Source organism: Prolixibacter bellariivorans ATCC BAA-1284 (genome assembly GCF_000621705.1).
Taxonomy (GTDB): Bacteria; Bacteroidota; Bacteroidia; order Bacteroidales; family Prolixibacteraceae; genus Prolixibacter; species Prolixibacter bellariivorans.
The window spans coordinates 187,868-202,164 of record NZ_JHXO01000005.1 but is presented as its reverse complement, the minus strand read 5'-3'; the positions used below and the strand labels follow the sequence as shown (position 1 = coordinate 202,164).

At 43.7% G+C, this 14,297-nt stretch carries 9 protein-coding genes; 1 reads left to right on the top strand and 8 read right to left on the bottom strand.

The genetic code is table 11. From position 1 onward, the window contains the following. Positions 1-150: 150 nt before the first annotated feature. The 3 genes from T426_RS22670 to T426_RS24920 form a co-directional block, all read right to left on the bottom strand. Positions 151-4,611 (bottom strand): efflux RND transporter permease subunit, encoded by a 4,461-nt coding sequence (locus tag T426_RS22670; RefSeq protein WP_025864206.1) that lies wholly within the window; start codon positions 4,609-4,611, stop codon positions 151-153. Then, positions 4,611-5,651: an efflux RND transporter periplasmic adaptor subunit gene (locus T426_RS0103975; protein ID WP_159103312.1), complete on the bottom strand. Its 1,041-nt coding sequence runs from the start codon at positions 5,649-5,651 to the stop codon at positions 4,611-4,613. The genes T426_RS22670 and T426_RS0103975 overlap by 1 nt, the downstream gene beginning before the upstream one ends. Before the next feature lie 183 nt (positions 5,652-5,834). After that, a complete protein-coding gene (locus T426_RS24920) occupies positions 5,835-6,416 on the bottom strand; it encodes a TetR/AcrR family transcriptional regulator (RefSeq protein ID WP_169737670.1) in 582 nt (193 codons plus the stop codon). A gap of 194 nt (positions 6,417-6,610) precedes the next feature. On the opposite strand from T426_RS24920, the gene T426_RS0103960 reads away from it, so the two are divergent. Further along, positions 6,611-6,976 (top strand): hemerythrin domain-containing protein, encoded by a 366-nt coding sequence (locus tag T426_RS0103960; protein ID WP_308788848.1) that lies wholly within the window; start codon positions 6,611-6,613, stop codon positions 6,974-6,976. On the opposite strand, the gene T426_RS0103955 is transcribed toward T426_RS0103960, so the two are convergent. From T426_RS0103955 to T426_RS0103935, 5 genes are all read right to left on the bottom strand, one after another. After that, on the bottom strand, positions 6,966-8,249 hold the full coding sequence (locus tag T426_RS0103955) for a hypothetical protein (protein ID WP_027585312.1): 1,284 nt from the start codon (positions 8,247-8,249) through the stop codon (positions 6,966-6,968). The two genes, T426_RS0103960 and T426_RS0103955, sit on opposite strands and share 11 nt — an antisense overlap. Before the next feature lie 339 nt (positions 8,250-8,588). Beyond that, positions 8,589-9,245 (bottom strand): DUF2202 domain-containing protein, encoded by a 657-nt coding sequence (locus T426_RS22660; RefSeq protein ID WP_025864202.1) that lies wholly within the window; start codon positions 9,243-9,245, stop codon positions 8,589-8,591. 315 nt (positions 9,246-9,560) lie between these two features. After that, positions 9,561-11,021, bottom strand: coding sequence for a glycoside hydrolase family 30 protein (locus tag T426_RS0103945; RefSeq protein WP_025864201.1), 1,461 nt, complete (start codon positions 11,019-11,021; stop codon positions 9,561-9,563). Between the two features lie 21 nt (positions 11,022-11,042). Further along, complete coding sequence (locus T426_RS0103940) at positions 11,043-12,488, bottom strand: glycoside hydrolase family 30 protein (RefSeq protein WP_148303725.1); 1,446 nt, start codon at positions 12,486-12,488, stop codon at positions 11,043-11,045. Positions 12,489-12,541: 53 nt separating this feature from the next. Next, a complete protein-coding gene (locus tag T426_RS0103935) occupies positions 12,542-14,266 on the bottom strand; it encodes a SusE domain-containing protein (RefSeq protein WP_036984433.1) in 1,725 nt (574 codons plus the stop codon). Between the last annotated feature and the right edge of the window lie 31 nt (positions 14,267-14,297).

Here is a 14,297-nt window from a genome sequence, read left to right as displayed (position 1 = left end):
GTCTGCAAAAACCACCTTGAAATAAGATCAATATATAAAAAATCTGTTAGTAAAAGGTCAAAAAAAAGAGAGAGGTTACCTGCTCAATCAAAAAGAACAGTAACCTCTCTCATCTTAACGACTAAAACTACCAAAGAAAAAACAAACCTGCTAACGTCCTGTCACTTCCAGGTAATGAACTTTCGCAACCAGATATTGCGTGAGGGCATCTACATACCGGTCGTGTGACTGCTGAACCTGAGCCTGGGCCTCCATCATATCTGAAACCCGTATCATTCCGGCTTTGTAATTATCATTGTTCTCCTTCAGATTTTCCTCCGCCTGCTGAACGGATATCTTTGCCAACTGCACCTGTTGATAAACTTCGTCGAGCTGGTCGCGGACCTGTTGCATTTGCAGCAGCAACTTCTGCGTGTTATCATTTACTGTGTTCACATTCTGCTCCTCCTTCAGCCGGCGCTCTTTTAACTTGTACGAGGCTTCCCACCACCCGGAAATCGGAATTTTAACAGTTCCGAAAACCATACCTGTGGTGGAGCTATTGTTGTCGATATCCAGGTACTGACCACCAACTCCCACTCCCACCTGAGGCATATACTCGCCGCGTTGCAGTTTTGTTTTGTACTTCTCGGCTTCCGAACTTTTTTGCAGCAATTGGTATTGCGGCCGTTGCGTCAATGCTTCTGCATGATTGATATAATACGCTTCCGGAGCCTTCGCCTGAGGGATGGTATCAGCAAAATGAATTCCTGTTTGATAGTCCATGCCGATGTACTGGCAGAAAGCCATCTTGGCCAGTTCAATCCCATTTTCCAGCTTCAGGTGGTTCATCTTTAATTCATTCTGTTTCAATTCCACCTTTAGCAAATCGTTTCGGGTAATTAAACCAGCCTGATATGAATCAGTCACCTCTTTGTGCAACGTATCCACCATCTGCATGTAACGTTCCAGCGTTTTCATCTTTTCGTTCAATGCCTCAATCTGCCAATATTGCTTTTCAGTATTGAGAGCGACTTCCTTTTCGGTAGAATTCAGCTGAAGTTGGTTGACCTCAATGCCCAGGTTGGCTAGTTTGTTTCCGGTAGTCACCCGTCCTCCTGCAAAAACCGGTTGCGTGGCAGTGACCAATCCCACTGCACCTTTCTCCAGCAGGGAAATATTCATCCCCGGAAAGTAAGCATACTGTGTGGCCGAACTCAGATTCGCCGGATTTCCATCGTACACCGGAAGATCTCCTCCCGGGATGCTCATATCAAAAATCGACTTATTGTATTTGAAAGCCATAGTCGTCGCTTCAACTTGCGGAAAATATTTGGTAAAGGCTGCCTTTTTCTCCTGTTCGGCCGATTGAACATCCAGCATTTTATTTTTGACCTGAGCATTATTCTGTAAAGCCAGTGTTTTGCATTGCTCCAGGGAGTACTCACGGTCCTGCGCCTGAACCACCGGGCTCATCACCAGTAAAGCCAGCAACGTTAATATAACCGGTTTCATCTTTCCTCTGTTTGAAAGTTCATCGACAGTTACCTTTTCCCTTATTTTATCGGTGCCCCGGAAGATCAACCAGTAGGCTACCGGAAGAATCAATACCAGCAAAACCATTGAGGTTAGCGTACCGAAACAGATAACGGTTCCCATGGGTGCCCATAACGAACTATTACTAATAATCATGGGGATAACGCCCATTGATGCTGCGGCGGAAGTGAGGAAGATGGGGCGCATTCTCCGTTTGCCGGCTTCAAAAGCCGCTTCGAGAACCGTTTTCTTATGCTTATGCCTCAATTCTTCGGCATAATCAAGCATGATGATACCATTTCGCACCAGAATTCCAATCAGGCTGATAACTCCCAGAATAGAGGTAACACCAAAATCTTTTCCCATGATTAACATGCCAAGAGCAGCACCAACAATACTCAATGTAGCCGAACTCAAAACGAGCAGGGCCAGGCTAGGCTTCTTGAAATGGAAAACCAGAATCATAAAAATGATAAAAACACTGATGAGCAAAGCTCCAATCACTTGAGGTAGCATCTCGGAATCAGCCTCATGTGCTCCGCCATATGAGATGCTATTTCCTTCCGGTAACTTCTGATTATCCGCTATTTCTTTCACCGCCTCGAAAACCTTATTGGTATTAGCTCCCATAACAACATCTCCTTGAATGGTGATTGTCCGAACGCCGTTTCTACGGACTATTTGTCCCTGTGTCCAATCCGGTTTCACATTGGCGATCTGCCGTAACGGAACCGAAATGCCCGGTATAATTGAATGGATATACTCATCTTCAATATCTCCATATGAAGCAGCTTTATAATGGCGTTCGCTTTTCAATTTAACCGGAATCTTATAATCACCTTCCCACAGCGTGGTTAATGGCAACCCATCAAAATCAATAGCCAGATTCGTCGAAACAAGTGTTTTGGTAATCCCTAAACGATTGGCCTCCGTATCATTGATACTCACCTCCGTTCCGGGCAGCATTCCTTTAAAATTAGTATGTACCCAGATTATTCCCGGAACTGTTCTCATTTTGGTGATAAGCGAATCAGCTATCGATTTCAAATCACTCAGATTACTCCCGGAAACTCTCACTTCAATAGGATTTGCGGCCTCCTGATAGCTCAGCTGTTTGAAACGAATATGGGCATTGGGAAAATAATCGGCATACTTTTGAGAATATTCATTCAACATTTCCTCTGTCTCGCGATTTGAATGTGTATTGACAATGAACTGGGCATAATTCTTAGCCGGCATCTGAGGGGCATAGGTGGTGTGAAATCGCGGTGAGCTAGTTCCAATAAATGCCGTAATCGATTTTACCCGGGCATCCTTATTCAAAATCTGCTCCAAACTATCAGCCACCTGCGCAGTCTGCTCCAGAGAACTCCCTTGTGGCAGATAAATCTCAACCGGAAACTGGTCACGTTCGGCAATAGGCATTAGTTGTCGTGGCAAAACAGCGAACAAGATGCCTCCCACCAAAATCGCAACAACTCCTGATCCAATGGTTACTTTGGGATGTCTAAAAGCCCTGCCCAACCATTTTTCATAGGTTTGTTGTATAATATCAAGAAAGCTATGCCCACCTTCTTTTTTCTTCCGCTTCGATTTTTCGAATCCGTTTTTAATAAAAACATACTGAAGGAATGGGATCAAAAACATGGCAACGAGCAGGGAAATACCCAATGTAAGGGTAACAGTCCATGGGAAAAAATGGACGAAATCATTGATCATTCCTTTGGTCGTGGCCAGAAATGGAAAGAAGGTGATACTGATGGCGAGTGTTGCCGAAAAAATTGCTTTAAAAAAGCCTTTTGCACTACTAACAGATGCATGCCAACGCGACATACCCAGATCGAGTTTTTCCATATAACTATCCACAATAACAATGGAGTTATCGACTATCATCCCCAGTACTACGATCAGAGCTGCCAAACTCACCGTGTTCAGCTCAATGCCGGTCAGGTACATGATTCCAAGCGAAATAAAAACGGTAATCGGAATGGAAGTCGATGCGACGGCAGCTACCCGGAATGGCAACAGAACCATCGTAACCAAAATGACCGCTATGATGGCATAAAGCATTTCGAGCAGGAAGGTGGAAATGGAATCGCTAACCACCTTCGGTTGATTGGCCACACGCTCAATATTGACGCCATCGGGTAGTTCAGACTGAAACTGATTCAGTACCTCTTCCACATCCTTTCCGTACTGAACAATATTATTTCCAGACTGCATCTCCATCGAAATCAGCAAACATTTATGCCCATTGTTGGTGATGTAGCTATCAGGCTTGGGATACTCCCTCACAATGCGGGCAACATCTTTCAGGCGAATGATATTCCCGGCAGGATCTGCATAAAGAATCTGCTCTCCAATCTCCTTTTCGTTGTTATAGGTTGGCGCTATATGAATAGGGGCACTATAATCAGTATTATCCACCGTTCCGCTGATCGTAGTAAAACCTTGCGTGAATAAGTTCGTCAACAGTGTTGTTGGAGTTATTCCATAATTGGTCAGTTTTTCCTTGTTCAGGTAAATACTGATTTGCTCATTCTGCAACCCGTAATTCCGCAATTTGGATACGGATTGAAGCCTGCGCAATCGGTTTTCCAACTCGTCCATATAGTTTTGCAACTCATGATAGGACTTATGGTCCGATTCAATCGTTACCAACAAGGCAGAAGTATCGCCGAAGTCACTATTCGTGTACAAAGCCAGCACACCTGCCGGTAACTGGGCTTTGAAATTGCTTAACCCGTCATTCAGCTTTGCCCAGAACTTATCTTTATCCTTAACGTCGTCGTTCAGCTTGACGTAAACAATCATCAAGCCATCCTTGGATATGGAATAGGTATCCTTCTTTTTAATTTCCTGGAAACTATACAAATACTTCTCAACTTTCGAAGTCAGTTGCTCTTCAACTTCCGCCGAGCTGGCTCCCGGATATACGCCAATCACCAATCCCTGCCGGATGGTAAACGACGGAAACTCCTGGCGAGGCATCACAAAAAGTGCATAGACTCCTAACACCAATAACATGGTGGTAATCAAAAATACAATCTGTCTGTGCCGCATGGCAGACTCAACAATACCCAACGTTTTCCTCATCACTTAATCATTTGAATGATTGAGTTATCTTCCAGTTTCTGGGACCCTTCGGTGATCAACAAATCACCATTGGAAAGACCTTTATTGATAGTCACTCCATTGGTTACTAAAGCACCTGTTTCGATGTATTCTTTTCTGGCTTTCTTCGACTTTGCATCAGCAATAAAAACAAACCGCTTACCATTCCCATCAGTTTGAACGGCCGAAAGCGGAATAACAATCCGGCTGCCAAGAACCGGATTACTAATGTTCACAGAACAAATCATACCCGGTTTCAATACCTTATCAGGATTATCGAGTTCCACTTTCACCGCATAGGTATGCGAAAGTGGATTAGAGATGACACCAATTTCCGTTACCTGCCCTTTAAACTGCTGCTCTCCAAGTGCCGACACCTTTACAACGGCATCCATTCTTTTGGAAATGCCGGCAATCTCATTTTCAGGAACCGGAACCTTGACCTTTACCGTACTGATTTTAACAAGCTGTAATGCAGGATTTCCAGGAATAATGTTCATGCCTGGCTCAATCATTTTCCGACCGATAACTCCACTGGTTGGTGCATAAAGTAAGCAGTCGGTCACTTTCCCTTTTGCAAGGAGCGCTGCCGCATGCGCCTGGGCCAAACCGGTTTTAACCTCTACAAATTTCACTTCAGGAAGACTCCCTTTCCGGTAAACCGGTTCCAACCGGTCATAAGCATCCTGAGCCTGTTGTTCTTTGGCCAATGCCATTTGATACGCATTCTCGTAGCTTTCATTATCCAGTGCTGCAAGTAACTGACCTTTTACTACAGATTGTCCCTCTTCAACTTTCACCTGATCAGCTGTTCCTGGAATCAGGAAACTAAGCGGAATGGAAACGGATTCTTCGACGGTTCCGATATAGGATTCCTCCTGGCTACCTGCATCCGCTTCAATCTTTTGAATCGCGACCTTGATGCCTTCCTTACCTTTTTCTCCTACGGTATTCTTTACGTTGGAGTTGCATCCTGCCAATACAGTCGTTATCAGGAGCAGGCTTATCCTTACATGTTTCATTTTCGCTATCATAATTTAATTAAACCTCAATACTATTTTGGTTTTTTAGTCGGTTTCTGGTCAAAAAAAATCATGCCCTCATCATTAAAGAATAATTTGACAAATTATTGCTTGATATCCGCAGATACATCGCAAAAACGATACTACTCATTTGGTATTTTGGTCGATTTCATAATAAAAAAATTAGCTGAAAAGCTTAGGGACAAAAAGCAGAGCTGCTTTGGTTAATTTCTCTTCATCAAATGTCCCATCCCGCTCAACTGAATATTGTACCACGCCATAAAATGCTGCCAGAAACAGTTCAGCAATCCAGGGAATATCCTCCCGTTCAACACCACGGTATTCTCCTGAATCATAACCATCTTCCAAAATTCGCATAATGTACGATTTTTCAAAATCAAGCATCTGAAAGAAATGCTTTTTCGCTCTGGCTTCAAACATACTATCCTGTTTTACAATATGATAAAGATTAGTCTTTTGAATAATTCCTAAATTGAACTCAATCACATAAGCTTGGAGTTTGTCCAGCATTTTCTTGTGCTCTTCCACCTTATCTTTCACATGCTGTCTGAGATTAATCACTTCCATATGAATGACTGCATCAAAAACCTCCTCTTTACTTTTAAAATAGTGATATAGTGTACTCTTGGCTTTACCACAGGCAAGAGCAATCTCATCCATGGTTGTCTTTTTCAGTCCAAACTGCTGAAACAACTTTTGCGCTTGTTCCAGAATTTCAGCTTTTACGATTTCATCTTTTGACACTGACATATTTTTCGACCGAATTCGTTTTTCAGTAGTTAAATGAACAAATAATAAAAATGCCATCCAAACATTTTTCCAAAAAATTTACGAAGGATATATTTCTTCACATTCTGGTAATCTAACTCTCCATTTACAATTTGCTTAAACATATTTTGGTGTGACTTGTATACCACCGACAACAAATCACCTATTAAATAACTCACACACAGCAATTTGACCACGCACTATGTAAATATGTTGTTACTATCCAGGAAAAAATTGAGTCAACCACAGAAGAACCCTTCCAAAAATCCGTACTAAGACAGATGATCCAGTTATTACAGTCGTTCACTACCATGTACCGCCCACACGAAGCAAGAGAAGATACGGTGCTTTTCCCCGCACTGCGGAAGATCATTTCCAAAAATGAATTCTATGCGCTAGGCGAAGATTTTGAAAAAAAACATGAACTGTTTGGCCAGAACGGCTTTGAAAATGTGGTGGAAAATGTGGCAGCACAGGAAAAACAGTTGGGCATTTATGATTTGAACCAGTTCACACCGCGAACACCTACAGAATAGCAACGTATGCCTTTCCATCCTTACGGAGGGCATAATGTTTTTTTAGCTCAAATTCCAGCATTGGCGGTTCTGCTTTCAGGTAATTCAAAATCTGTTCAGCCCGGGGAATTTTTTTTGCTGGCTTTTTAGTTTTGTCTTTCGCAAATTCGAGGACAGGACCGCACCCCGCCTCTTCAAACATTACTCTTAATGTTTGATTTTCATAAATATCCGAATCGGCAAATGAACTCAACTTGCATAAATTCAGATAGGTAATGTCTTCTTTGGACAAACCGGTATTCGAACACAATTTTTGTTCTTCCGGTGTACCGCACTGCGTAACCAGAAGAAAAGTCCGAATAATTATCTTCCTTTTCATCAAGTCGGCAACCAGATAACCGATTTTATATCCCAGCACACGATACTCAATTAAATAGGAATGGTGGCGATACGGAATAACCGTTGGCTCTGCGAGAGAATCATACATACACCAGCGAAGCTCTCCCGGAGCTAACAAATCCACCCGCTCACCCAATCGGCGAAGTGCATGACTTTGTATATAAACATTTAATAGTTCGGGATATTCCGATTTTTCGAGATGTAGTACTTCAGCTTTAAGTTGCAGCGGCACAAAATGTTCGAGAGCAAAGCCTACCTGGTAAGCCGGGCGCCGTGAACCGTTGGTTTTAATATGAATGATTGGATTTATCACTTTACTAACGATAAATGCAGCAAACACTCCCTGGTGGGCACCTTGCCCTCCTCCCCACTCGAACTGAACCGGGTAATGATCGATATCAATTCCATCATAAATCATTCCCAGAACTGTTTCTAGTTGTTTGATCATCAGCTCCAGTTCGTCACCAAACAGATTTTCTACAATTGGGCGCATTTCCTCATAAAACTCATCACCTTTCGGAAAATTCTGATTTGGTTCCCGCAGGATAAAAGAATAAACAGTCAAACCTGTAGTCAAATACTCATACGCATTGATTTGATTACCAGCAACCGGAATATCCACTTGATAATCATTCAGGTAATAATACAAAGCCTCTGTCATCATTTTCACATGCTTTGCAGATAGAGAACAACCGTCTTCCGGTTTTACTTTTGGTGCGCGCATTCTCAACTTCCAGAGATATTGCAATTCACGTTCGGAAATCTGTCCGAATAAATGTTCCTTTTCAATAAGGGTAAAAAAAAGCCTGATTTTCCGGTAAAACTTTTTGCGCTGTTCGGCTTGCTCTTGTTTTCGTTGCTGTGCCGATGGTCGTTTTTTTCTTCGCTTCGACATGGGACGTGAGTTAGGTTAAATACAATTCCACCTCTCCATATCGCATATCGGAATTTCAGTATTGGTCAGTTAGACGACAGGAGAAGGTTAGGTTTCTCCTGAATTTAATAATTAAAGTGCTAAACTGTTCAAATTATATTGCAAAACATATAGAAATCAAAACATAAAAACTCATACTCCGAGCTGATTGAGCAAAAATAGCTGACTACTGATATGATATAAAGTATCGTAAATAGCCAGCTATTAATTCCCAAACCTATGAAAAAAGCTACTAACTCTTAGTATGATAACGAAATGCTCAAAGTAATAACAATCGGAATTCGAACGAGCGTTAAAATATTATTGTCCAATAATTGCATTATAAGCATCGGCATCCAGAACCTGTGGCTCGTAAGTAATTCCCAATGAAGCCAGGTTACGGACAAAAGCACGTAGATGATTTGTCGACCCTTTCAGCAGACTGGCATAAACCAACTCTACATTGGCATTCTCAACTTTCGTCAGCCAGTTATTCAGATCGACAATATCCGACTCCTCGATAAATGCACCGACTTTCAGAGCGTCTTCCAAACTCTGTTTTCCATCTTCAATCAAATTGGCATATAGTTGGGCTAATGTTTCATTAACAAAAACACCACGCTCATCGGAAGCCGGATTTACAATGTTGTAACCATCAATTAGAAACAGGACAGCATCCATGTGCCGCTGTTCACTATTTGAGATATTGGCAAATACTTTAAGTCCATAAAGATCGTTCATCTCCAGATACACATCCCGGGCGAGTTTTTCTTCTTCAATCATAAACTGCAAACTGGCGACTTCCTCATCTGTCAGGTCACCGGCCAAATTACCATCATCGTCAATTATTAAAGAGAGTGCTTTTACTTCAGAAGTCTGAACTTCATCGGCAGATACGGAGGGGTTTTCGCTACAGGAGGTTACGATAATTAATGCTGCTATTGCAAGGAATGCAATAAAGAAACTTGTCTTTTTCATCACAACTGATTTTAGTTAGACTACAAATAATTCAAAAAATGCAGCATTTGTAAAGTCTCAGTATATTTGTCGGCAAACAACTATTTAACAGTGAGTTATTCTCAACAAATACCACATTTTTTCACTGTACCGCATGAGACGAACTTTACCCTACATCGATTCGAAAATAATCTACACTAAATCAGTTTCTTCCTTTAAATTTTACATTTCAGGCAATATTACCCTTCCGGAAAATAAAAAAGCTGACAACAGATACGTCCATATCCGTCGTCAGCTGACTTGCAAACCTTTGAAATCCTATACGTTTAAATTCTTCTAATATACCAGTGTTTGAATGGCGCGTGCCGGAATTTCAAGTTGGGTTTCGGCTTCTCCTACAATCAGGTTGTAGGTAACCGGACTGTCAGAACCATTCATCACGACGGTAGCCATCTTTCCGTCTTTGTTCAGGAATGAAGTACTGAGCAAGGTACTCCGACTGGAAGCTGTACTGATTCGCTTCGCCCCCGGATGAATGAATTTGGAGAAATGGCCGATGTAATAATAGGCCGGTGTAAAAATCAGTTCACCGGTGCGGGTATCGGCATGAACCGGAGCAAAGCAGAAGTTGCCCACATGGTTCGGACCACCATTCTGATCGAGGAGAATGTTCCAGTCGGTCCAGCCTACCGTTCCGTTATTGAAATCGTGAATCATATTGCTACCATAGCGTTCGGCATTCGACCAGCGTTGGTACCCTTCGGGAGTAAATGCTTCGTTACACCCTTCGGTGAAGAGCAAATTTTTATCCGGATAGGATTCTTTCACCACTTGCTCATTGTCCCATTTGGGTTTTGCACCTGTCCAGGTTTCGTACCAGTGCATCCCCATTCCCCAGGCATATTTGGCTGCATCCGGATCACCGAAAATGGTATTGGCACGGTCGACCATCAAATCGCGGTTGTGGTCCCAAACAATGATTTTTTTATCGCCCAAACCTGCCTTTTCCATAGTAGGGCCGAGGAAATTTTTTAGAAAATCCCGCTCTTCATCCGCAGTATACACGCATGATTCCCATGTCTGCACAGCCATCGGCTCATTTTGAATGGTGATTCCCCAAATCGGAATTCCTTGTTTCTGGTATGCCTGAATAAATTTCACGTAGTAATTCGCCCACGCCTGATCATATTCCGGAAGTAATTTACCGCCATGCAGCAAACTCTTGTTACTTTTCATGAAAGCCGGCGGACTCCACGGACTGGCAAACAAAACCATATGACCGCCAGCCTCGGCAATCGCTCTTTTAATCATCGGAATACGATACTTCATATCGTGAGCAACCGAGAATGTTTTCAGGTCTTTATCCCCATCTTCCACATAAGTGTAACTTTCGCTACTGAAGTCGCAACTACCAATGTTCGTCCGCATCAACGAATAATCGATGCCACTCTTTCCGTAATAAGCGGCTAAGAACTCTTTTTGCTTATCAGCAGGAAGCTTAGCAAATACTTCTGCTGATGCATCGGTAATGGCACCACCAATTCCCAGGAATGACTGGAAAGATTTCTTCGGATTAACGAAGATGGAAATCTCCGTTTCTTTGGGCTGAACGGCTTTCTGAAACGCTAACTCACCGGTATGAGCCAGACGTAAGTTGGTATCTTTCGCCGTGGTAAATACCTCAATCTTCTTTCCGCTGGTTGAAAAACCGGGAGCGGCAGTCTCTTTCTTTTCCTGCACCGGCTGAGCACATGACCAGGCCAGAAAGGCGCTAACTAATAATAGGGAATACTTCATCGGATTATATTTATATTGGGACTACCAAATATACGTACCTACGGCACCTCCCGCAAGTGTGCTGCTAACTGTTTCGTCGCCGAGTTTCATATTGAATGCCTGTGTAACCAAAGCATCGTTCAGAACAATCAGCACGGTTGAACCGTCGGGTGTTTTAAAAGCCACATTTGGCAAATTGTTAGGTTGATTGCTTGAGATGCGCTTAGAGCCTGGACGAACAAACTTGGAAGCATGAGCGATGATATAATACGCCGGATTCCGTTTAACATTATCGCCGTCGATGGTTAATGCTCCCAGACATTGGGAACAACCTCCATCGGTGTGTGGCTGAAGACTCGAATCTGCTGCCAGGTTCCATTCCAGAACGGTTTTGCACCAGTTCCGGCTGGCGCCAATAATCAATTCGCGGGTGTGCCATTTCAAATCGTTCGGGAAGTCGCCCGGAGCACCAATCCATTGTTCGGTGAAGTACAGACTCTTATCAGGATAGCTGTTATGCAAAGCCGCCAGGCTGTTGATAGAGCCGGCGTAAAGGTGAAAAGCCGCTCCATCGACATATTGCAAGGCATCAGCATCTTTATATATCTCAGCCGGATAATCGGTGCGGTCGCAGTTATGATCGTATACAATAATTTTCGTGTTGATATCGGCCGCTTTAAATGCAGGCCCGAGACTGGTTTTGATAAACGCCGCCTGCTCCGAGGCCGGCATGTACATGCTCGGATTGTTTCCGTCGTGCAGCGGCTCATTCTGAATGGTAATCGCATCAATGGTAATGCCTTCCTGGGCCATTCCCTGGATATACTTTACAAAATATTTCGCATACGCATCGTAATATTCAGGTTTCAGGCTTCCGCCGACGGAATTGTTATCGGTCTTCATCCACAGTGGTGCCGACCAGGGGGAACCCAGGATTTTGATATTCGGATCAATCGTCAGAATTTCCTTCAGAACCGGAATCAGGTATTGCCGGTCGGGAGCCAACGAAAAGTGGTCCATGTTGACATCGGTTTCCCCGGAAGGTAAATCATCGTATGAAAATACGGAAGCATCCAAATCGGAAGCTCCGATGCTGACACGAAGGTAGCTGATACCGATGTTGTTGTCGTTGTCATCGAACAACTCCATCAGCAAGGCGTGTCGCTTCGCTGCTGACATGTTATGGAGGTGCATGGCGCTTCCACCAGTCAGGGCGAAGCCAAAACCATCCATTGTCTGAAATGTTGTTGCGGGATCTATTTCAATCAGCGGCAAATTACTATTCGTCGCCTCGGATACACTGTTTTCCTGCGGTGTAAAAAGCACCGATTTATCGGGTTTAGTCAGATAAAAAGCCACATCTACCGGCACCGAAGGTGGAGGTGGTGGTGTTGGAGTTGCTTCTTTTTTGTCATTGCATCTCCATCCCATCATACTCAACGTCAGCAGAGCAGTCAGTCCAACAGTTAATTTTCTTTTTCCAACCATCATTCAATTCGTTAAGTAACCAGGTGGCCGAAACCACCTGGTGTTATTTCAGTTTAGTTTTTGACAAACTCGTAAGTTCCTGTCTGATAATCATCACTTACAACAATCGTTGCCGTATAGTTACCATCGGCTGTGAGGTTGTCAAAGTTGTCTCCACCATTATTGGTCATCGTGCCACTCAGGGCCGAAGGATCATCAGCACCAAACTGTATATCCCACGGTGAGTTAAACTTCATCAGGTAACTAGCTTTCAAATCTGCTGTTACTGTAAAGGTATACGGATGAACATAAGTCATCACAATCTCATCGCGCGTATCCCAATTCGACCAGTGGAACAACTTCAGGTTGTAATAATACCAGCTCGCTTTCGCTGAAGAGAAATCAATATTCAGCATGTAAGCCTGGTCTTGCTCAACCGTCATACCATCAGCGCCTTCTGACAAATCAGAAGTTCCGGCTACCCTATCGGCAGTGGGATTATCAGAAGCTCCCACATTCCCACTCAATGCGTAACTGGTTCCCGAACCATCGGATGCACTGTTGAGCGTGTACGTTACGCTGCTTTGCAATGCCAGATAAGTTCCCGACGTAAAGGTATCACCATCTTTGGTCAATTCCTTCATAATTGTTCCATCAGCCAGCAAATAAAGATGATCGGGTGTGGTTACCGGACCCACAGCATTCGGATCGCGTTCAATGGTGTAGGTGTACGGATCGGCTGACAAGTCGAGGGTGAAGATGCACTGACCGGACAATGTTGACTGATCATCTTCGAAGGCGATACCCAATTCATTTCCTTCTGATTCCATGATGAGCGAATTGTCGGTACCGACAATGTGTTTCAACAGATAGCCCCAGTCGCCGTTAGCGCGGAATACGAATCCACCTTTATCAACCAAGTTGATACTGCCTTTCCAGACACCGCCTCCCTGGTACTGCAGGGGTTCGTCGCCTCCCCAGCCGCCGTCGATGATACCACCAACAATGCTCCATTTATCAATTTTCTGTAGTGCATAAGTATTATTATCCAGATCAACTGAAATACGATAAACAGCTGAATCAGGAGCAACAATTGACGTACCCGACTTTACCAGGTTTCCGTCGGAACCACCATACTGGTGAGCCGGTAAACTGGTAGCGCTAAAAAACTTAAAGGCTTTTCCCTTATCCAAATGTGTATAAGCTTCGTACCGGTTCAGACCGTTTCCGTTGGCATCCTTCAGGCGACGCATGGGAATCGCCTTCGACAAATCAGTCCCCGTCTCTGTAGCTTCTCCTGAAACATACAGAGAGGTCGGAATAATTTCGTGCTTAAAGCGAGTCACGGACAGATCACCTGATGAGTAACTACTTTTCGTCAAACAACTAGCCACCACGGCCCAGGTCACTTTCGACTCGGCATCCGCCGGATAACCGGCCAGCGACATTGCTTCGTTCAACTGACTAAAGGTAATGGAAGCTGAAAGAGCCGTACCGCTATTCCCCGATTTAACGGTAAGAATAGGTGTATCGAAACTCGTTGAACCAGCCGTATCAATCACGACCGAATAGTAAACCCCAAAGCCGGCCGTGGAAGAAGCTCCCGTCCAGGTAAAGACGATGGTAGAATCGGGTTTGGTTTCATCCAGAACAATGGATGAATTCGCCGCTGGAGAAACAATGGCAGGATCACTTAACTTCCAGTTTCCTTCCGGCGCAAGATTATCTTTTTCGGTGCACGACCATCCGGCAAACAACAGCACGATGATGGTGAGCAATAAACTATATCTTGTTTTCATTTTTTTCATTGGTTGTTTGAAAGAGACATGG